The sequence below is a fragment of the Salipiger mucosus DSM 16094 genome, assembly GCF_000442255.1.
Classification (GTDB): domain Bacteria; phylum Pseudomonadota; class Alphaproteobacteria; order Rhodobacterales; family Rhodobacteraceae; genus Salipiger; species Salipiger mucosus.
Genome location: NZ_KE557276.1, coordinates 132,050 through 150,900 on the forward strand (window position 1 = coordinate 132,050; position 18,851 = coordinate 150,900).

An 18,851-nucleotide genomic window follows, 5' to 3' on the forward strand; every position below is an offset into this window, starting at 1 on the left:
CATCAGCTGTCGAAGAGCCCGAGCGAACGATCGCCCGGGTAGGTCGGTTTTTCGGGGGACAGCACGACGAAGGGCTCGCCCTTCTTGTCGGCGAGGTAGCGGGCGGCACGCTCGGCCGCCTCGCGGCTCGGGTAGCGTTGCGAGACGACCTTGCCGTCGGATGAGCGGGCAAGGCGCGCGACGGCGTAGGGGGCGCCGCTCATGATCCACCGCCTTTCACCCGGAACAGCAGGTCGCGCGTCGTGGCGCGTTCGACCAGATCGTCGGTCTCCTCGATCACCACTTCGCAGGCCGTCGCGACGGTTTCGTCGTCGTGCATGGCGAGATCTGCGATGACGGCGCGGGCGTACCAGAGCGGCCCGCCGGGCGCCCCGGGTCCGTGAGTGGTGGTGTCCCGCGCCGTCATGCCGCGCCCTCCGCCTCGGCGGCCGCGCGGGATACGCGCAGCACCGCCTTGATCCAGGCGGCGGCGCATTCGGCCATGTCCTCGCCCGTGACGCAGATCCCGCCGACGGTGATCTCGCAGTAACCCCGGAAGCCATCGGGCGGATCGATCCAGATGCCGCCGGTGGCAAGGCAGGTTTCGCGCAGCTGGGCGATACGCTCGGGCACGCCGAGGGTTTCGAGTTGCAGCGCCAGTTCCTCGCGCCAGTCGGTCAGCGTCTCGCCGAATTGCGCGGGGCTCGGGTAGCCCCGGTCGCGCAGGGTGGGGAGGGTCAGGACCGGGCTCATGCCGATGTCTCCCGGTGGGCCGCTTCGATGGCTGCCATGACCGGCGCCGTTGCCTGCAGGACCTCGGCCAGCGTTTCGCCGCTGATGAAAAGCTCGCGATGCGTGGGGCTGGTCAGGTATAGGCGGCCGGATTTGCCGGGCTCGATCACAAGCACCAGCCTGTCCGAGATATTCGGTTCGGCGTGTTCGATCTGCTGGCCGTTCAGGATGCTTGCGGTGCTGGCAGTGACGCTCGTGCCGGCGGCGGCGCGCCCGGTTTCGTGGCGTTCTGCCTCCCGGCGGAACCGCTCGCGCTTGTCGGCAACCAAGTTCAGGGCGTGCCGTTTCTGGATCAGATCGCACCGAGCGGCCCGGCAGGCGTCATCGCTCCAATGGTCTGCCTCACGTTCTTCCACGTTTTGCTCGATCTCACTGACCAGCGCGGTCAGGACGTCGATTGCGTCGTTGCAGTCGGCCTCGGTTCGAACGTCGTCGACGATCCATCCGGGCATGATTTCGAGGACGGGGATTTCGACACTGTCGCTCATGCCGCGTCGCCTCCGGTCGGGCGGCCGGCGGAAGCCTGCGCGTCGCGAGCGCGGCGCGCTTTTACGGCGGCCAGAACGGCGGGCTCAGCGGCGGCAAGGGCCGCCATGAGCGGGGTGACAGGCTCGGGCGCCGGGTAGTGGCTGGGCGCGGCCTCGAGATGGGCGAGGTGCTGCGGTTCGATCCGGGCCGAGGTTCCGTCTTCGCGGCGCTGCTCTTCCTTGAGTTGCAGCCAGGCGTCCTGGACCGCCGTGGGGCATTTCCTGACCGCTTCCGGCGTTGTGACCAGCTTGCGCAGGCGAGCGTAGTGCAGGGGGTGCAGCATGAGAGCCTCCATCGGTTGATGGGTGCACATTGAGGGTAGCTATACCCCTATGTCAACACAAAAGGGTAGTTATACCCCATTCCTTGTCTTGATCGCAGGCACTGATTCCGCGAGGCTTAGGTTGGGGAAGCACAAAAAGCTCGGCGCAAGGCTGAAGTGAGACTACGCGTGCAGTCAGATGTCGTGGTCTGGCTGCGATCATTCAGGTAGCGAGGCCAAATGTGGCAGCTGTTATCAGGCTGTCGACCGTATGAAACACGACTGGAGGCGTATCCCAAGTCGAGCGACTGTTGTCCTCGATGCTATGGAGCGGTGGTCATCAGCTTACAGATGGCGCGAAATTCAGGCCATCTGGGTTTCAAGCTTGGCTGTGCATTGTTCTTTATTCGGGTGGCACAGGTCTCGGACGGAACTCCGCAAGCCAACTTTCGGCTTCAAGAAATGCGTACCGTGAAATGTCGCGTGCGTTGGGGGTTACTTTCGGCCGGAGGTAATCCATTCGATATTGGTATAGCCATTGATCATGACGTTGCCTCTTTCCAAATCGGAAAATTCGTCGGGGCTTGAATCACTGTGCGTGCAGTCAGCGTATCTGCGTATCAGGGTTCCATACGTGTTAGCGGCTTCGTACTCTAGGATCGCACGCGTCAACGTGTGTTCATCTAACTCGAAGAGCTTTTCCTGCTGCTCGTGCCGTTCCATGTGTTCTGGGCTGCTGGAGAAAAACGCCTTGTCTGCGCGTTTCTTCTCGGGATTTGTCCAGCCCAGATCATCTTCAAACTGGGCAGTCGACTTTTCTATTATCGGCTCGGAGAGCCGGTTGTAGCTGGAAGGCGATTTCAGTCGTTTTTTGAGAGTATGCTCGCATGCATTTAGGAATTTCTGATCATAGGATTTTCCGAGAAGGTCAAAGATCGACCATGCATGAGCCGGGGCGCCAGTACTTGCAAGCGCTAACAATAGAAGCTGTAAACGCTTCATAGCTTCCTCGCGAATTCTTCCGGCCAGTGCAGCCGGACCCGCGCAGCCCATTTAAGGCGCTTGTTCCACATCGTAGTGGCGCCTGGGTTCAGGGAGATCAGATGGAACAGGCCGGGTTCATCGCCGGGTTTGACCTGCTTGACCCAGCCTAGCCCCTCGACGTCCTCTGCCACGCATCGGTGGCCGATCACGTCGTCGGGAACGCCTTCGTGTGTTGCGCGGCTATAGAACAGCAGGTCACCCGCACTGTAGGTCGGTTCCATGCTGTCTCCTACGATCTCTACCGCGACAACGCCATGCGGCGAGAGGCCCGGTGGGCATTCGACCTGGGGGCCGTCGCCCTTTTCGTAGGCATCGAAGACCGGCACCTGGGCCCCGGCGCCAACTTGGCCGGCGATTGTGACGGTTGGGCGCTCTGCGAGGTCGCCTTCTAAAAAATTCTCGAAGCTAACCCCGAACGCCTTGGCGATGAGGTAGGCATCGTCGGCATTAGTTGTGGCCGTCCGGCCGCGCGCTACCTGTTTCAGTCGTTCATAAGGCACCCCGCTTTCCGAAGAAACGCTTCGGACAGAGCGACCGGTGGTCGCGAGGGCATGCTGGAAAGCTTCGATGAACGTCTTCGCCATGGCGAAGTTTTCATTCATGGCGCGGGTCTGGGGTAGGGATGAAAAATACCCTTGCCCAATGGGGTATCAATACCCCATAACAGGAGCCATGGAACAGCTCATTGCCGAAATCGCTGCCTATGCCCGCTCGGTGAACAAGACGCCGCAGGCCGTCCTGCGGGCCGCGATTGGTGCCGGCTGGCGGGAATGGGACTCGTGGAAAGCGGGTACCTCCAGTCCGACGATGGCGCGGGTCGACCGCCTGCGCGATTACATGGCGGAAAACCCCCCGCAGGAAGACGCGGCATGAGCCGGGTCGTCCCATTCCCCGATCCGGGGCGCGCCGGGGACAGTGGCGCGCCCCGTCAGGGCCTTTCGTCTGCAGTTTCTGAGGGCAGTTCAGCATGTCCTCACGTTGCAACGGATAACTCTGAAATGTCTTTCGAAACGTTTTTCAAAGGGGGCCGGCGGGTCGATCTGCACGCCTGGCAGCGCACCTATCCCGACCGCGCGCGGGCCTATTTCCGGGCCTCGGGCATGAGTGCGGCGCAGATCGCCGTGGTCTACGGCGTGACCGAGCGCACGGCCATGAACTGGCTCGAAGGGGTTGTCGGCCCCAAGGGCGACAAGATCGCCCTCATCGCACTGCGTGACCGCGCAGGCTTCGAACGGTATTTCGGGGAGGACGCGGCATGAGCGAAGCGACTGCTTGTCCAGAGCGTGTTGTTGGCGGCGGTCGAATGCAACCGCTCTCGGTCAGCGCGTCAGCTATCCGGGGGCCGCTTCGTCACGCGGACGTTGGCCAAGGTGCCGTCCCAGAAGAGCGGTTGCACGTGGCGTCGAAACGTCCGCAGCGTGTCACACCGTTGCAGTTGGAACACGAGCGCAGCGCCCGGGTGTTCGCCTCCGAGCGACACGAAGCCGGAGATCTGGCCTCCACGCAGGAGGTTGATGGTCTCGAAGTCATTGCCACCGTTCGTGCCGATACGGATGCGCTGGACGTATTCGAAAAACTCCTCAATCGTCCGGTTCGAGGCATAGTCACCGAACTTCAGGTTGATGCCGCGATCCGCTGGCCGGATGTCGATTATTCGCAGTTCGACCTCGGAGCGGTTCTCGACGGAGAAGTAGACGGCCGTGTTGCCGGAGGCGTTGATGAAAGAGCGTCCCGTGAACGAGACGTCCAGGCGCCTGTCGGCACGTTTCGTAAAAAACTCCACAACCGCTATCCCTGTCGTCACGATGAGCGCAAGGGCGCCCACTGCCTCATAAAGATAGGCCAATCGTGTTGTCCTTTTCCGGGACGGTTGGTCTGGTGCGGCGGCGTTCCAGCGCTGTCGCACCGCCTGACTATTCACCGCACGCTCACAACGCGTCAAGACGTGGGGTCCATCAACGACCACCGGCTTGCGGGGTCGTCAGGACCTGCTCAGCGGGGGCGCCACGTCCCCCGCCACCTCGCGCGCGGGCGCGCTCTCTCCTCCAAATCCTCCCTGAGCGCCGCCCGCGCGCATTTTCCCATTCCCCGGCTCGGGGATCACCGGTGCGCATCCCTGTGCCACACAGCCCGGCACGCGCTTCGGCGCGTGTCGGGCCACCTCGCGGGGGTGCGCTGATGGGCGCGGTGCGGTATCGCAACCTCAAGATCCGGGGCGTCGTCTATCCGACCGCCACCGATGCCGCGAAGGCCCTGGGCGTCAGTGCTGATGCCGTTCGCATCGCGGCACGCAAGGGCACATTGCACCGCGTCGGAACCGGTCGGGTGGGTGTCGAGCCGATGCCGGTGCGCATCCGGGGTCTCGACTTCCCGAACGCGAAGGCCGCAGCGGTTCACTTCGGGGTTACGGTGCACGCGGTACATTACGCGATTTCGGCCGGCGATCCCGACCGCATCGGCCGCAGGTCGAAGCCGCCGCAGGCCCGCGCGCGGCCGATCACGCTCTACGGCGTGAATTTCCCGTCGCACGCCGAGGCGAGCCGCCAACTCGGGTTCCAGTCGGAGTACGTCGCGCGGGCCTTGAAGCGAAACACGCCGGAGGGCCACGAACGCATCCGCACCGCGATGATGGCCTATGTCGCGCGGCAAGAGCAGGCGGCCTATCACCGCTGGGAGCGTGCCGCATGAATGCCAACCGCTCCACCGCCGTCATGGCGCGCCGTGTCGAGGCCCACGACAGCCTCGACGACTTTCCGACGCCGCCCTGGGCCACGCGGGCGCTCTTGCGCTTCCTCGCGGAGCAGGGCGAGCCGCTGCACCTGCAGCACGCCTGGGACCCGGCCTGCAATCGCGGATACATGGTGCGCCCACTGGCGGAACAGTTCGACCAGGTGCACGCGACCGACGTGCACGACTACGGCTGGTCCGGGCAGGACGGCGTGGCCGATTTCCTGATCTCCTGGGGGCAGGTCGCGCCCGACGTCGACTGGGTCATCACCAACCCGCCGTTTCGGCTGGCCGCCGACTTCATCCGACAGGGGCTGACCTACGCCCGGCGCGGTGTGGCCGTGCTGGTGCGGACGGCTTTCGTCGAAGGCCTCGATCGCTACGAAGGCCTTTTCCGCAACTGTCCCGAGGCCTTCGTGCTGCCCTTCGTCGAGCGTGTCGTCATGTGGAAGGGCGCGCTACTCGACCCGGACGTCATGGTCTGGCGGGTCGACCCCGAGACGGGCGAGGGCAAACTCACCCGGCCCACGAGTGCGACCAGTTATGCCTGGTTGGTCTGGCGCCGCGATGCTCGGGGCTGCTTCGAGCGGGAGACGCGCTTCGTGCGCATCCCGCCGTGCCGCCGAGATCTCACGCGGCCCGGTGATTACCCGCCGCTGCCGGACCACCTGACGCCACCGCAGGGAGGCCTGCTGTGATCGGAACGCCCCACACCGTCGAGCGCCGCGAGGCGACCCGCAATCCCTTCGACCCGCGCTGCCCGCTGCATCTGCGCCGGATCTGCGGCACCTGCCGGCATTTCCCCGGCGAGCTGCACGGGCAGGGCGAGCACCTTTGCCCGCTTCATGCCGATCGCGTCGGGGCGCGGACCTGGGCGGGCGACTGCACCGACTGGGAACGGGAGATCGCGCGATGAACCGTGCCAGCCCGAAAGCTCGCCTGATGGCCGTGGCGACCGCCGTCGTGCTGCACCGGGGCAGCATGGTCGAGTGCAGCGACCTGGTCGGCGCACTGGAAGCAGCGGTGGAGGCCGCCGGTCGGCCGACCGAGGACATGCACGCCGTGCACGAGGCTGCCGGGGCGGTGGTCGAGGCGCGCCTCGATGCCGACCTGACGGCCTTCGACGGGGCGCGCTACCGGCTGTGGACGGCGTTGGCCGGGATCTGGTCGGGCAAGGCTCTGGAGTTACACCGGGCGGCGCGAGCGGCCTGAACGAATGGCGGCCATCGCGCCGCAGGACAAACGCGACGGCCCGCAGAGGTCGCGCGCGAGGCATGAGAGGGACGGCATGACCAGTACCGAGCGGACCCTGCGGGCGGTGGATTCCGCCGACCTTCCGGACTACCCGATCTCGTCGTCCGAGCGCCTGGACAGCCACTACTTCCTGCAGTGGAACCTCAAGCGCTGGCGGGCTTCGAGCTTTCGCAAGCTGGCTGATCCAGAGGTCGGCTGGTACGGCTTCAACCTCTTTTGCGTGGCGCAGGACAGCACGCCGTTGGGCACCCTGTCCTGCGATGACCGCGAGCTGGCCGCCGATCTCAACATCCCGCTGGAGCGCTGGCAGCAGCTGTGCAAGCGCGACATCTCGCCCCTCAACGGGTGGCACCGGTATCGTTGCGACAATGGTGAGGTCCGCTTGGGGCACTCGGTCGTCATCGAGGTCGCACAGGATGCGCTCACGTCGAAGCGCAGGAACGCGGCCAAGAACGCCGAGGACCGGATGCGCAAGCGGCTGCGCACCATCGCCGAGCACCTGCGCAAGATCTCCGGCGGCGTGGCCGCCTTCGCCGATGACGACGCGCGCCAGAACGCGGTGAGTGACTGGATCGAGCGGGCCTATCCGGGCGGCAGCGCGACAGAGCGGCGGGTGCGCGAGGCGATCAACGATCTGTCGAACGCGGAGGCGCGCAATGATCGCTCCAGAGCGCTGTGAAAACCGCGCCAAAACTTCCGATGGAAGATTTCGGAACTTCCGGCGGAAGTTTTCGGACGGATTTTCGCGGTTTTGTTTCGGCCGAAAACCGCGCCGCTGAAAGGAAAAGAGAAAGAAATGAAATGAAACGAGATACGGCGCTGCGCCTGAAATCGAGCGTGGCGCCTGTGGATAAGTCGGAAGCTGACGGGCAGAGAAAAGGGGACGGTCCATGAGCGACGAGCAGACGACGACCGAGACGAAGCGCGACCGGGTGCGCCGGTTGCTGATAGAGCCGTTGCAGGCGCACGGCATGCGGTTTCCGAAGGCGATGCCGGAGGCGGAGAAGCGTAGGGCGCTGGACAGCATCGCCGACCAGGTGGCTTACATGAGCGACCGGGGCCTGACGGTACTGGCCGAATGCCTGCGCACCAAGGGCGAGGGCAGCGCGAAGGACTTCTGGCCCTCGCTGGCGAGCATCACGACATATGCCCATTCTTTCGAGCCGCGCCCGCTGAACGAACGGCCCGAGCTGCTGCGATGGTTCGCATCGAGGGCCGGGCCAGACGCGCTGCAGGCTGGCCGGCATGTCGCGGAGTATCTGTGGTGGCAGAAGAAGGGGCACCCGCCCCTGACCGACAGGGACAAGGCGCTGGTGCGTGAGAAGTCCCGTGAGATGGCGGACAAGGCGTTGCGGGTTCAGGAAAGGATCGACCGCAGCTTGCCGCCGCTGCACGACGATGGTGCCTGGCTCGACTGGTACAGGGCGCTGGACCAGCGCGTACGCGGCTACATCGCGGCAGGGGAGAAGGCGGCATGACCATGGCCATCAAGATCACGCCCAGCCCCGATGTCGTCTACGTCGATCACTTCGGCTATGCCCGGCGCGGTGCCTGGCCGCGTTCGGTCGCTGGGGCTGATCGGCTGGCGGAGGAAGGGGCGCGCATCCGTGAAATCATGGCGCGAGCTGTGCCGCCTGCGCGGTGCAGTGCCGCGATCCCGGTGGCTCCGGCGCGCGGGCCGCAGATTGCGCAGGTCCCGCGCGAAGTCGTCATGACCGACAGCGGCCCCCGTGTGCGCCGCGGTGATCCGGAACTTGGGAATCGGGTGCGCCTCGGCGATGCTTTCGACCGGATGGAGGACCAGGCGCGTCGCCGGCATCAGGCGAAGACCAAGGGCCTGGAGCGGGACGGCAAGCCCATCCCCTACCGCCCGCTCTTCACTACCGGGCAGGTCGAGATTGCGCGGGAGTATGCGGCGCTGACCGAGCGCTGCGATGCCACGGGCGTCAAGTGCTCCTCTCTCGAGGTCTTGCGAGCCTCGGCGTCTGGCGGCGGTGACCGCGAGGTTGCGATCTTCCGGGACTTCCAGCGGCTGCGCTATTTCCATGCGAGGATCGGCGACGGGCTGGCAAAAGAGGTCAGGCGTATGCGCCCGGGCGCGGACAAGCGTCGCGCGATCCGGGCGCGTCGTCTGGTCGACCAGGTGTGCCTGTCTGGTCGCACATTGTCCGAGGTGCTGGAGGATCATGGTTGGTCGGTCGATGCCAAGAGCAGGACCGCGCTCAGGAGGGCGCTGTGTAGCGCTCTGGACCGTATGCGGGGCTTCGACATGGCGCGACCGCAAAATGTGGCTTGACTGCTAGCCTCACCGGTGGCAGCACTTATGTCATCATCACGAAATGCGCCCGGAGCGGAAGATCCCGCTGCCGGGCGTTCTTGTGTCCGGGTGGAGCAGCGGTAGCTCGCGTGGCTCATAACCACGAGGTCGGAGGTTCGAACCCGTCCCCGGCAACCAGATACCAAGAGCGCGCCCGCCGACAGGCGCGAGTGTCAAGCTAGGAGCTGCAGCGGCGGGGCGGCTCTCACTTCCTTTTCAAATGGTAGTTGATGCTCTTGAGCTGGCCGACGATGCGGTCCAGCGCCTGGAGGACGGCGAAGAGCGTCAGCGCGGCCACGGCGAGACCGAACGACAGGGCGAACATCTCTTCGGAGATGGCGACGGCGGCGGCGATCAGGCCGGCGGCGAGATTGATCCAGGCGACGATGGGCAGCATGGCGGTCTCCGCTCGGTGGTTTCCGGCACCCTAGCGGGCGGGCGGCATGGCTGCCAGCAATCCGTGGGTCCTTCCCGGGGTTCAAACGTATACGGGCGGGCGTAGCCCGGAGGTTTTGTCACGCTAAACAGGAATCAAAGCCTAAACCATTGGAAGGTTTAGTCCTTTAGCGGGGTAAACGACGCGCGCCCCGACAGGAGAGGGAGAACATGGTGCGCCGGTGCGGGCGCCTGGAAAGGACGGCATGGCACAACTGACAGCGACGGAACTGGCCGGGGCGCTGGATCTCTCCAAGGGACGGATCAGTCAGCTGGTGCGGGCCGGTCAGCTCGACGGGTGCTACAGCGGCGACGGAAGGGCGCGGCGCTTCGACCTGGAGAAGGTCGCCGCGGCCCTGGGCCGCCGGCTCGACCCGGGCCAGATGCTGGGCAACGGAGCGAAGACCCGGGACGCGCTCTCGCGGATCCCGGAATCGGGCGCACCGGCCGAGGACGACACGCCGCCCCGTAGCGGGGCCGGGGCGACCGAGCTGCCCGCGAAGGACCCCTCGCGCTACGAGCTGGCCAAGACGCTCAAGGCGGAGGAAGACGCGCGGACCGCCCGGCGGCGCAACCAGGAGGCGGAGGAGACCTTCGTGCTGGCCAGCGTGGTCGCCAACGAGACCGCGCGGCAGATGGCGCAGGAGATCGCCTCGATCGAAAGCTCGGTGCTGCGGGCCGGCGCCCGGCGCATCGCCGACGACCTGGGCGTCGACTTCCGCGAGGCGCGGGCGATCCTGACCGAGGTCTGGCGCGAGTACCGCTCGGCGCGGTCGCGGGCGAAGGAGAGCGAGGCCGAGGCGGCCCAGCTGACCGAGGACGAACAGGCCGAGGATTTCTGAGGCCATGGGGTTCCTGATCGCGGCGGAACGGGTCGTGGCGCAGGCTATGGCCCGGGCCATCGCGCCGCCGCCACCGCCGGACATCACCCGCTGGTGCGAAGAGAACATCGTCTTCGATGCGCGCTCGCCGATGCCGGGGCCCTTCGACATCTCGCGCTTCGCCTTCCTGCGCGAGATCCACGAGGTGCTCTCGCCGGAGCACCCGGCGCGGGAAGTGACGATCCGGGGGCTCGGCCCAGTGGGGCAAGACGGTCTCGATCATCCAGCCGACGCTGGCGGAGTGGCACGAGTACACGCCGCTCGACTCGCTGATCGTGCATCCGACCGGGAGCGCGGCCAGCGAGTGGGTGAACAACAAGTGGATGCCCATGCGCCGCCAGGCGCCGGGGCTGATCAGGGTCTTCGGCGCGGGGCGCGGCGAGAACCGGGACAACACCTTCAACCAGGAGACGCTGGACCGGAACGGCTCGCTCAAGGTGGCCTCGTCGGGCTCGCCGGCCGACCTGACCGGCACCAGCCGGCGCCTGGTCATCATGGACGACCTGTCCAAGTTCGAGCCCTCGGAGAAGGGCGATCCCGAGAAGCTGGCGGACAGCCGGGCCTCGGGCTTCGAGGACGCGAAGATCCTTCGCGTCTCGACGGCCATGATCAAGGGCACCTGCAGGATCACGGTGGCCTATGGCCGCAGTGACCAGCGGCTCTACCACGTGCCGTGCCCGCAGTGCGGCACCATGCAGCCGCTGACCTGGGAGAACTTCCGGGCCAATATCGACCCGGAGAACCTCGGCGCGGCGCACTTCCGCTGCGAGAGCTGCCAGGCGCCGATCCGGCACGGGGACAAGGAAAAGATCGTCCGGCTGGGCCAATGGGTGAAGCACAACCCCAAGGGCAGCCACCCGGGCTTCCACCTGTGGCGGGCCTACGCCCCGCAGCGCGACTGGGCCTCGATCGCGGTGGAATACGCGCAGGTCATGGGCTGGACCCGGATCGAGGCGAGCGCCGGCGACAAGACGCCCGCCACGGCGGCGACGGTCAACGCGGGCGAGGAGCAGGTCTTCTGGAACGACGTTCTGGGGCTCCCCTACGAGCAGGCGACCGACGCACCGGACTGGGAGGCGCTGCGGGACCGGGCCGAGCACGCCGAGCCGGGCGAGGTTCTGGAGCGCGGCGTGCTGCCGGCGACGGGCATCATCTTCGCGGCGGGCGTCGACTGCCAGGACGACCGCATCGAGGTGCAGCTCGTGGCCTTCGGGCGCAACCGGCGGCGCTGGGTCGTCGACTACCGGGTGATCCCGCATCACATCGGTGACGACGAGGGCCGGGCGGCGCTCAACGCGCTGCTGAAGCAGCAGTGGAAGACCGAGCTTGGGCTGCCGCTGGCGCTCGATATGCTGGCGATCGACGGCGGCGCCTGGACCGATGACGTCTGGAGCTGGGCCAAGACCCATCCCTGGACGCGGGTGATCATCGTCAAGGGCGCCTCGACCCAGACTGGGCCGCTCATGGCGGCGCAGAAGTTCGAGCGGCGCAAGGATGGCAGGGCGAAGCGGGCGCAGAAGCGCGCCTTCAACCTCAACGTCTCCTCGCTGAAGGCGGGGCTCTACGAGCACCTGGGCAAGGAGGACCCGCAGGAGCGGGGCTACACCCGTTTCGCGCGGGCGCTCGGCGACGAGTACTTCCGCATGCTCGCCTCGGAGACGCGGGTGGTGAGCCGCAACAAGGTCGGCGTGATGACGAGCAAGTGGGTGCTGGTCGAGCCCACGCGGCGCAACGAGGCGCTGGACACGATGAACTACGCCGAGGCGGCCGCGATGCGACGCGGCTGGCACTCGATGACGGACGATCAATGGGATGCCCTGGCGACCGAGCGCGGCACCGCGCCGGCAGAGGCGCAGGGCGATCTCTTCGACGCGGAGCTGCCGCTGTCGGCGCGGGCCGAGGCCCGGGCGCCGCGGCAGGACCGTTCCAAGGAAACCGACGCGGCGACGCGTCTTCTCAACGTGCTGAGGCCCGATGGCGATTGACACCGCAACACTGGAGACGCGCCTCGCGGAGGCCGAGACCGCGCTGCACGAGCTGATGGTCGGGCAGAGCGTGACGGTCGTGGCCTACGACGGGCACCGGACCGAGTACGGCCCCGGCGACGAGACGCGGCTGCGCCGCTACATACAGAGCCTGAAACGGCAGCTGGGCCAGCTGCCCTCGGGCCGCATGTCGCGCCCGGTGATCTTCTGATGACGCGATCGTTGACCCGGGTGCCGCTGGTACCACGCAAGAAGGGCGCGGCGCGCGCCCGCGACGCGGGGTTCGCCGGGACCGAGCCCTACGTCGCGGCCGACACCGGCATCGACACGATGTCGGGCTTCCTGCCGTCGAACCGTGCGGTCGATTCCGAGATCCTGCCGAACCGGGACCGGGCGACGGCGCGCGCGCGGGACCTGGTGCGCAACAACGGCTGGGCCGCCGGCGGGATCGCCAAGGAGGTAGACTCGGTCATCGGCGCCAATTTCCGGCCGCTGCTGAAGCCGGACTGGCGGGCGCTGGGGCTGAGCTCTGAGTGGGCGCGCGAGTTCAAGGAGGAGGTCGAGGCGCGCTGGCGCAGCTACGCGGAAGACCCGCGCTGCCTCGCCGACACGACGCGGGCGCAGCCGGTGCCGCAGATGTTCGGCACGGCCTACCGCACCTACCTGATCGAGGGCGAGGCGTTGGGTCTGCTGAACTGGCGCCCCTCGCGGCCCACGAAGACGACGCTGCGGCTGGTGGACCCGGACCTGCTGTCGAACCCGATGGACGGGCCGGACCAGGCGCGGCTGCGCGGCGGCATCGAGATCAGCCGCGACGGCGTGGCCCGGGCCTACCACTTCCGGCAGGGCCACCCTGAGGCGCTCTGGGCCGATACGACCGATCCCTGGCGCTGGAAGCGCATCGCTCGCGAGACGCGCCACGGCCGGCCGCAGGTGCTGCACTTCTTCGACAAGACGCGGGATGGGCAGACGCGCGGGATCTCGCGGCTGGCGCCCATCGTCGAGCGGCTGCGGATGGAGGACCACTACAGCCGGGTCGAGCTGCAGGCGGCGGTGATCAACGCGGTGCTCGCGGCCTTCATCAAGTCGCCCATGGGGCCCGAGGTGATCGACGAGCTCTTCTCCGATGGCGGCGGCGAGGGCTTCCTGAACTTCCAGTCGGCGCGCCAGAAGTTCTACGGCGACAACGGCGGCGTGAAGGTCGGCGGGGCGCGCGTCCAGGCGCTCTATCCCAACGATGAGATCGGCATGGTGCAGACCGCGCGGCCGGCGGCGCAATACGCGGACTTCGAATCCGCCGTGCTGCGCAACATCGCCTCGGGGCTGGGCATCAGCTACGAGCAGCTGGCCTCGGACTGGACGAAGACCAACTACTCGAGCGCCCGGGCGGCGATGATCGAGATCTGGCGTGGCTGGAGCGCGCGGCGCACGGCCTTCGCGCGGGGCTTCTGCCAGCCCTTCTTCATGGCCTGGCTCGAAGAGCAGGTGCTCGACGGGCACATCGTGCTGCCCGCGGGCGCGCCGGACTTCCACGCCTTCTGGCCGGCCTATTCCCGGGCCAAGTGGATCGGACCGGGCAAGGGCTTCGTCGATCCGGTCAAGGAAGCCCAGGCCGCCGCGATGCGCGTGGCGCTCGGGCTCTCGACGCTGGAGGAGGAGGCGGCCGAGCTGACCGGTACCGACTACGGCGACAACATGGCCCAGATCCGGGCCGAGATCGCGGACATGCCCGAGGGCACGCTGCACCCGATGCAGGAAAGCTTCGCGAAGCTGCTCGGCCACAACGGCGGGCCCCAGATGACCCCAGAGGACTGACCCCATGGATTACCCGCAACTCGCGCAGCGTGTGTTTCACACGCCGCTTCTGGCTGCGCCGGCCAAGGCCGCGGCCTTTGCCGCCGGTCTCGGCCCGCGCCTGCTGGGCGCCCCGGTGCAGGTCGAGGGCGCCGAGCCCACGGCCGCGACCCGGGCGCGCCCGCAGGCCTCGGTGCTGGACGACCGGCTGGAAGACGAGATCCGCATGGGCCGGCGCACGCCCTTCCGCAGCATCGAGGGCGCGGCGGTGATCCCGATCACCGGCTCGCTGGTGCATCGTGGCAGCTTTCTCGGCGAGTCTCTCTCGGGGCACCAGTCCTACGAGGGGATCTCGGCGCAGCTCACGGCGGCGCGCGAGTCCCCGATGGTGCGCGGCGTCGCGCTGGAGATCGACAGCTTCGGCGGCGAGGTCGCGATGTGCTTCGAACTGGCCGAGGAGATCCGCGCATTGCGCGCCGAGAAGCCCGTCTGGGCCTTCGTTTCGGCGCATGCCTTCTCGGCCGCCTACGCGCTCGCCTCGCAGGCCGACCGGATCATCATCCCGCGCTCCGGCGGGGTGGGCTCGATCGGGGTCATCTGCATGCACGCCGACTACAGCCAGCGGCTGGAGGATGGCGGCATCCGCGTCACGGTCATCGCCGCCGGCGCGCGCAAAGCCGAGGGCAACCCCTACGAGCCGCTGCCCGAGGCCGTGCGCGCGCGCCTGGCGCAGGAATGCGAGGACCTGCGGGTCCTCTTTGCCGAGACGGTCGGCGAGGGCCGGGGCGCGGCGCTCACCGCCGAGGCCGCGCTCGCCACCGAGGCGGGAACCTTCATCGGCCAGAAGGCGGTGGACGTCGGGCTCGCCGACGAGGTGGCCAGCCCCCGCGCGGCCTTCGAGCGCTTCCTCGCGCAGATCAACGGGCGGTCGGTTCCGGCGCCCACGCAAGCCAGCAAGCAAGGAGACCAGACCATGAGCAATCGCACCGATCCCCAGGGGCAGCAGCCCCCGCAGCAGGCCGCCTCGGCCCCGACGCATCAGCCCGCCGCGAGCGAGGCGCCGACGCCCGCCGCGCCCACGACGCAGGCCGGCGGCGATGCCCCGGCACAGCCGAGTGCCAGCGCCCCCGCGCAGCCCGGTGCCAACGCGCCCACGCCCGATCCGGCCCCGGCCAAGGGCGCCAGCGACGAGCGGACCCGCATCGCGGGCATCCTGAACCACCCAGAGGCCGAAGGCCGGGCGGATCTCGCCAAGAGCTTCGCCTTCGAGAGCGAGATGAGCGTCGACGAGGCGGCCAAGCACCTGGCGGCGGCGCCGAAGTCGGGCAGCGGCCAGACGCTGAGCGCGGCGATGGATGCCGAGGCCACCGAGCTGGACGCGCCGCCCGCCGCCGGTGGCGATGCGCCGCGCATGGCGGACCGTATGAAGGGCCGCTTCGCGAACTGAGCCCGCCCGGCAGCACCGGGACGACCTGACCCCCCTGGCATCGAAGGAGACACGACATGCCGACCAAGAGCGAGGGCGCAACGCCCGGTGACTTCCTCCTCTTCGAGGAGAACGACGCGTACAGCCGCGATGAGGTGACCATCGCCGCCGGCGCGGACCTTGAGCCCGGCACCGTGCTGGGCATGGTGACCGCTTCCGGGAAGTACGTGGCGAGCGATGAAGCCGCCGCGGACGGCTCGGAATCGGCCGTGGCCGTGCTGGTCACGCCCGCCGCGGCCGCCGAGGCCGACGTCCAGGCCGTGGTCCTGGCGCGTCACGCGCGGGTGCGCCGCCTCGGGCTCACCTTCGACGCCTCCTACGACACCGAGACCAAGCGCGACGCGGCGGCTGCCAGCCTGAAAGGGCAGGGCATCCTCGTCACCTGAGACCGGCTCGCCGGGCACGGTCCGGCGGGCTTCACCATCGCGCCCGGCGCGGCGCATCTGCAATTGAGGGAGCCTTTTCATGGCCCATATGAACATCTTCCAGAACGACGCCTTCCGGGCCATGGAACTCGGCGAGGCCATCCGCGTGATCCCCAACCAGTGGGGCATGATCGGCAACATGGGGCTCTTCGTCCCGAAGCCGATCCGGGGCACCAAGTTCTCGATCGAGAAGCACAACGGCGTGCTGCAGCTGGTGCAGTCCTCGAGCCGGGGCACCTCGCTGCCGGGCCAGGCGCGCGGCAAGCGCGACCTGCTCGACTTCCGCACCGAGCGCTTCGGGCTGAAGTCGCGCATCGTCGCCGACGATGTCGACGGCATCCGTGCCTTCGGCTCCGAGACCGAGCTGAAGCAGGTCATGGACGAGGTGGCCGATCGCCAGGTCGAGCTGCGCGGCTCGATCGACATCACCCGGGAGTACCTGCGCGCGGGCGCCCTGCAGGGCAAGGTGCTCGATGCCGACGGCTCGACGCTGGTCGACCTGCACTCGGCCTTCGGCATCACCCGCAAGTCGGTGGACTTCGTGCTGGGCACGAGCACCACGGATCTCGGCGCCAAGGCGCGGGAAGTTACGCGGCACATCCGCACCAACCTGCTGGGCGACGTGATGACCGGCGTGCTGGGCCTGACCCATCCCGAGTTCACCGACAAGCTCATGGGGCACGCGGACTTCAAGGAGCGCTACAAGTACTTCCAGAACCAGAACGGCGGCGATCCGCTGCGCGACGATACCTCGGCGGGTTTCGACTTCGCCGGGATCACCTGGAAGGAATACCAGGGCGAGGGGCCGGTCCCGCAGGAAGACGGCACCACCGTCACCCGCAGCTTCGTGCCCGCGGGCGAGGCCAGCTTCCTGCCGCTCGGCACGCGCCAGACCTTCCGCCAGTTCAACGGCTCGCCGGACTACGTGGGCATGACAAACCTGCCCGGGCAGGAGTTCTACTCGGCGCTCTTCCCTGACCGCCAGGAGGACCGCTTCGTCGACGTCGAGGCGATGATGCAGACGCTGCCGATGTGCATGCGTCCCGCCGTCCTGGTGCGCGGCCACAGCTCCAACTGAGGCTGAGGTCTGACCCGACATCGCGCCCGGCGGCATTCGCCGGGCCACTTCCAGAGGAGAGAGATCATGGCAAAGAGCAAGGCCAAGGCCGCGCTGGTGCACGTCAAGATGAGCGCGGCGCATACCTACAAGACGGGCCTCTCGACGCGGCGCACGCTGCCCGAGGGCTGGACCGGCGAGGTGCCCGCCGATGTGGCGAAGGAGATCGAGGCGGAGAAGAAGGGCGCCCGCGTCAAGTCCGCCCCGGCGGCGAAGAGCGACGACACCACCTCCGACCAGAGCGCTGGCGCGAAGGGCGACGCGGCGAATGCCGGGGCGTCCGACACCGAGGGTGCCGCCGGTGCCAAGGCAGGCGACGCGTCGTCCGAGTCCGGCGATCAGGCGGGGTTCGCCGGTGCCGACGAAGGGCAGGGCGACAGCGCCGCCTCCGACGACAAAGCGGCCGGCTGATCCGCCATGGACCCCTTCCTCCGCAGTGTCCGGGATACCTTCCGGCGCCACGGGATCGACGCCACGCTTGATCCCGATGGCGCCGCGAAGGAGGTGCGCCTCCTGCCGACGCGGCCTGACGACATCGCCGATGTCGGCAGCCTGCGCATCCAGGACGCGACGGGTCTCTTCGAGATCCTGGCGGAGGACTTCACCGGCTTCGGCAATGGCGCAATCCTCGCGATGGGGGCCGAGCGGCGCAAGGTGCAGCACACCCGGGTGCCCGACCCCCGGCGCCACAAGGTCCTGCTCGACACGGTGGCGGCATGACGCGCGACAGGATCGAGGCCGCGCTCGAGGGGGATCTTCGGGCCTTCATGGAGGATGAGCTGCGGATTTCCGAGCAGGCCGTCACCAAGGGGCTTCGCGCAGCGGGGGACCGATTGAAGCGTCGGCTGCGGCAGGATGTCGTCTCGGCCGGGCTCGGGCGGCGCTTGTCGAAAAACTGGCAGAGCCGGACCTATCCGAAGAATGGCGCCTCGCTCGGGGCGGCCACCACGGTCTCGGCCAAGGCGCCGCAACTGATGCGCGCTTTCGAGGAAGGCTCGAAGATCCGCGCCACGGGCGGGCGGTTCCTTGCGATCCCGACGCCGGCGGCGCCGAAACAGGGTGTCGGCCGGAAGCGCCTGACGCCCGAGACCTTCCCGGAGCACCGTTTCGGCCCGCTACGTTTCGTGCCGCGCCGCAACGGGCTTGCGCTCCTGGTGGTCGACAACCAGCGCGAGCGGAAGGGTAAGCGTGGCGGCTATGCGCTGTCGCGCAGCAAGCGCGCGCGCAAGACGGGCTACGGCCTGCTGAGCGTGCCGATGTTCGTGCTGGTGCCGCAGGTCCGCCTGAAGCCCCGGCTCAACATCGAGCAGATCACCCGCGAGGCGGTGGCCGGTCTCGCGTCGGACATCGATGCGGCCTTCCGCACGATGCCGGACCGGAGGCGCTGATGCCAAGCCCGCATGAAGCCGCGGTCGTCGCCCTCGAACAGGTCCTCGCGATCTATTCGCCGATTGCCGTGATGCGCGAAGAGGAGCTTCCGATCGCCTGCCCGGCAGCGGGCCTGATGAATATCCGGCCCGAGGATCCCGAGGAGGAGGACCAGCGGCTCGGTTCCGGCATTCGTGAGTGGAGCCGGCTCATCGAGATCGAATGCGTCGTGCAGGCCGACACCTCCGACCGGCGGAACGAACTGCTCGACAACATGCTGACCTCGGTCGCGGGCTTTCTGCTGGCCAACCGCACGCTCGGCGGTGCGGTCGACTACCTGCAGCCCGGCGCGCCGGAGAACAGCGAAGTCGTCCCGATGGAAGGGACCGACAGCCTCAAGGGCGCCGTGCTGCCCGTGACGATCTACTACGAAACCACCGACAACCCGATGGAGTGA

The 18,851-nt window shown here is 67.8% G+C and carries 30 protein-coding genes and 1 tRNA gene; 22 read left to right on the plus strand and 9 right to left on the minus strand.

Annotation, left to right across the window (positions count from 1 at the left end; all coding sequences use genetic code 11):
• Positions 1-2: 2 nt before the first annotated feature.
• From SALMUC_RS12650 to SALMUC_RS12680, 7 genes are all read right to left on the minus strand, one after another.
• Entirely contained in the window at positions 3-203 is a 201-nt protein-coding gene (locus tag SALMUC_RS12650; RefSeq protein ID WP_020038661.1) for a hypothetical protein, read from the minus strand.
• The gene (locus SALMUC_RS12655; RefSeq protein WP_020038660.1) at positions 200-406 is read right to left on the minus strand and encodes a hypothetical protein; all 207 of its coding nucleotides are present in this window, start codon (positions 404-406) and stop codon (positions 200-202) included. Before SALMUC_RS12655 ends, SALMUC_RS12650 begins: the two co-directional genes overlap by 4 nt.
• On the minus strand, positions 403-732 hold the full coding sequence (locus SALMUC_RS12660) for a hypothetical protein (RefSeq protein WP_020038659.1): 330 nt from the start codon (positions 730-732) through the stop codon (positions 403-405). Before SALMUC_RS12660 ends, SALMUC_RS12655 begins: the two co-directional genes overlap by 4 nt.
• Positions 729-1,259: a hypothetical protein gene (locus SALMUC_RS12665; protein WP_020038658.1), complete on the minus strand. Its 531-nt coding sequence runs from the start codon at positions 1,257-1,259 to the stop codon at positions 729-731. The genes SALMUC_RS12660 and SALMUC_RS12665 overlap by 4 nt, the downstream gene beginning before the upstream one ends.
• Positions 1,256-1,582, minus strand: coding sequence for a hypothetical protein (locus SALMUC_RS12670; RefSeq protein WP_020038657.1), 327 nt, complete (start codon positions 1,580-1,582; stop codon positions 1,256-1,258). Before SALMUC_RS12670 ends, SALMUC_RS12665 begins: the two co-directional genes overlap by 4 nt.
• Before the next feature lie 474 nt (positions 1,583-2,056).
• Entirely contained in the window at positions 2,057-2,563 is a 507-nt protein-coding gene (locus SALMUC_RS29790) for a hypothetical protein (RefSeq protein ID WP_156883496.1), read from the minus strand.
• Positions 2,560-3,189, minus strand: coding sequence for a S24 family peptidase (locus tag SALMUC_RS12680; protein WP_020038655.1), 630 nt, complete (start codon positions 3,187-3,189; stop codon positions 2,560-2,562). Before SALMUC_RS12680 ends, SALMUC_RS29790 begins: the two co-directional genes overlap by 4 nt.
• 88 nt (positions 3,190-3,277) lie before the next feature.
• Between SALMUC_RS12680 and SALMUC_RS12685 the strand changes: the two genes are divergently transcribed.
• On the plus strand, positions 3,278-3,478 hold the full coding sequence (locus tag SALMUC_RS12685) for a hypothetical protein (RefSeq protein WP_020038654.1): 201 nt from the start codon (positions 3,278-3,280) through the stop codon (positions 3,476-3,478).
• A gap of 125 nt (positions 3,479-3,603) precedes the next feature.
• Positions 3,604-3,864 (plus strand): helix-turn-helix domain-containing protein, encoded by a 261-nt coding sequence (locus SALMUC_RS12690; protein ID WP_020038653.1) that lies wholly within the window; start codon positions 3,604-3,606, stop codon positions 3,862-3,864.
• Between the two features lie 68 nt (positions 3,865-3,932).
• Here the strand turns inward: SALMUC_RS12690 and SALMUC_RS12695 are convergent, their stop codons facing one another.
• The gene (locus SALMUC_RS12695) at positions 3,933-4,451 is read right to left on the minus strand and encodes a hypothetical protein (protein ID WP_020038652.1); all 519 of its coding nucleotides are present in this window, start codon (positions 4,449-4,451) and stop codon (positions 3,933-3,935) included.
• A gap of 332 nt (positions 4,452-4,783) precedes the next feature.
• Here SALMUC_RS12695 and SALMUC_RS12700 point away from each other — a divergent pair, with 332 nt between their 5' ends.
• The 9 genes from SALMUC_RS12700 (at position 4,784) to SALMUC_RS12735 (ending at position 9,041) form a co-directional block, all read left to right on the plus strand.
• Positions 4,784-5,293: a hypothetical protein gene (locus tag SALMUC_RS12700; RefSeq protein WP_020038651.1), complete on the plus strand. Its 510-nt coding sequence runs from the start codon at positions 4,784-4,786 to the stop codon at positions 5,291-5,293.
• On the plus strand, positions 5,290-6,030 hold the full coding sequence (locus tag SALMUC_RS12705) for a hypothetical protein (RefSeq protein WP_020038650.1): 741 nt from the start codon (positions 5,290-5,292) through the stop codon (positions 6,028-6,030). Before SALMUC_RS12700 ends, SALMUC_RS12705 begins: the two co-directional genes overlap by 4 nt.
• Complete coding sequence (locus tag SALMUC_RS12710; RefSeq protein WP_020038649.1) at positions 6,027-6,248, plus strand: hypothetical protein; 222 nt, start codon at positions 6,027-6,029, stop codon at positions 6,246-6,248. Before SALMUC_RS12705 ends, SALMUC_RS12710 begins: the two co-directional genes overlap by 4 nt.
• On the plus strand, positions 6,245-6,544 hold the full coding sequence (locus tag SALMUC_RS12715) for a hypothetical protein (protein WP_020038648.1): 300 nt from the start codon (positions 6,245-6,247) through the stop codon (positions 6,542-6,544). The genes SALMUC_RS12710 and SALMUC_RS12715 overlap by 4 nt, the downstream gene beginning before the upstream one ends.
• 76 nt (positions 6,545-6,620) lie before the next feature.
• Positions 6,621-7,265, plus strand: a complete 645-nt coding sequence (locus tag SALMUC_RS12720; RefSeq protein ID WP_021120329.1) for a hypothetical protein — start codon at positions 6,621-6,623, stop codon at positions 7,263-7,265.
• A gap of 20 nt (positions 7,266-7,285) precedes the next feature.
• The gene (locus SALMUC_RS29795) at positions 7,286-7,480 is read left to right on the plus strand and encodes a hypothetical protein (protein ID WP_156883497.1); all 195 of its coding nucleotides are present in this window, start codon (positions 7,286-7,288) and stop codon (positions 7,478-7,480) included.
• A complete protein-coding gene (locus tag SALMUC_RS12725) occupies positions 7,477-8,064 on the plus strand; it encodes a hypothetical protein (RefSeq protein ID WP_020038646.1) in 588 nt (195 codons plus the stop codon). The genes SALMUC_RS29795 and SALMUC_RS12725 overlap by 4 nt, the downstream gene beginning before the upstream one ends.
• Entirely contained in the window at positions 8,061-8,882 is an 822-nt protein-coding gene (locus tag SALMUC_RS12730) for a hypothetical protein (protein ID WP_020038645.1), read from the plus strand. Before SALMUC_RS12725 ends, SALMUC_RS12730 begins: the two co-directional genes overlap by 4 nt.
• 83 nt (positions 8,883-8,965) lie before the next feature.
• Positions 8,966-9,041 (plus strand) — tRNA-Met (locus tag SALMUC_RS12735).
• Between the two features lie 67 nt (positions 9,042-9,108).
• On the opposite strand, the gene SALMUC_RS12740 is transcribed toward SALMUC_RS12735, so the two are convergent.
• Positions 9,109-9,300, minus strand: coding sequence for a hypothetical protein (locus tag SALMUC_RS12740; protein WP_020038644.1), 192 nt, complete (start codon positions 9,298-9,300; stop codon positions 9,109-9,111).
• Between the two features lie 244 nt (positions 9,301-9,544).
• On the opposite strand from SALMUC_RS12740, the gene SALMUC_RS12745 reads away from it, so the two are divergent.
• From SALMUC_RS12745 to SALMUC_RS12795, 11 genes are all read left to right on the plus strand, one after another.
• Complete coding sequence (locus SALMUC_RS12745) at positions 9,545-10,180, plus strand: hypothetical protein (protein ID WP_020038643.1); 636 nt, start codon at positions 9,545-9,547, stop codon at positions 10,178-10,180.
• Between the two features lie 272 nt (positions 10,181-10,452).
• Positions 10,453-12,204: a phage terminase large subunit family protein gene (locus SALMUC_RS12750; protein ID WP_245584706.1), complete on the plus strand. Its 1,752-nt coding sequence runs from the start codon at positions 10,453-10,455 to the stop codon at positions 12,202-12,204.
• Positions 12,194-12,415 carry a gpW family head-tail joining protein gene (gene gpW, locus SALMUC_RS12755; protein ID WP_020038641.1) on the plus strand — a complete coding sequence of 74 codons (222 nt, stop codon included), beginning with the start codon at positions 12,194-12,196 and terminating at the stop codon, positions 12,413-12,415. Before SALMUC_RS12750 ends, gpW begins: the two co-directional genes overlap by 11 nt.
• A complete protein-coding gene (locus tag SALMUC_RS12760; protein WP_037371869.1) occupies positions 12,415-14,019 on the plus strand; it encodes a phage portal protein in 1,605 nt (534 codons plus the stop codon). Before gpW ends, SALMUC_RS12760 begins: the two co-directional genes overlap by 1 nt.
• A gap of 4 nt (positions 14,020-14,023) precedes the next feature.
• Positions 14,024-15,445 (plus strand): S49 family peptidase, encoded by a 1,422-nt coding sequence (locus SALMUC_RS12765; RefSeq protein WP_020038639.1) that lies wholly within the window; start codon positions 14,024-14,026, stop codon positions 15,443-15,445.
• 56 nt (positions 15,446-15,501) lie between these two features.
• Positions 15,502-15,870 (plus strand): head decoration protein, encoded by a 369-nt coding sequence (locus SALMUC_RS12770; RefSeq protein WP_020038638.1) that lies wholly within the window; start codon positions 15,502-15,504, stop codon positions 15,868-15,870.
• 79 nt (positions 15,871-15,949) lie between these two features.
• A complete protein-coding gene (locus SALMUC_RS12775) occupies positions 15,950-16,987 on the plus strand; it encodes a major capsid protein (RefSeq protein ID WP_020038637.1) in 1,038 nt (345 codons plus the stop codon).
• Positions 16,988-17,053: 66 nt separating this feature from the next.
• Complete coding sequence (locus SALMUC_RS12780) at positions 17,054-17,437, plus strand: hypothetical protein (RefSeq protein WP_020038636.1); 384 nt, start codon at positions 17,054-17,056, stop codon at positions 17,435-17,437.
• 6 nt (positions 17,438-17,443) lie between these two features.
• Complete coding sequence (locus SALMUC_RS12785; protein ID WP_020038635.1) at positions 17,444-17,746, plus strand: head-tail joining protein; 303 nt, start codon at positions 17,444-17,446, stop codon at positions 17,744-17,746.
• A complete protein-coding gene (locus SALMUC_RS12790) occupies positions 17,743-18,414 on the plus strand; it encodes a DUF6441 family protein (protein ID WP_020038634.1) in 672 nt (223 codons plus the stop codon). The genes SALMUC_RS12785 and SALMUC_RS12790 overlap by 4 nt, the downstream gene beginning before the upstream one ends.
• A complete protein-coding gene (locus SALMUC_RS12795; RefSeq protein WP_020038633.1) occupies positions 18,414-18,851 on the plus strand; it encodes a hypothetical protein in 438 nt (145 codons plus the stop codon). Before SALMUC_RS12790 ends, SALMUC_RS12795 begins: the two co-directional genes overlap by 1 nt.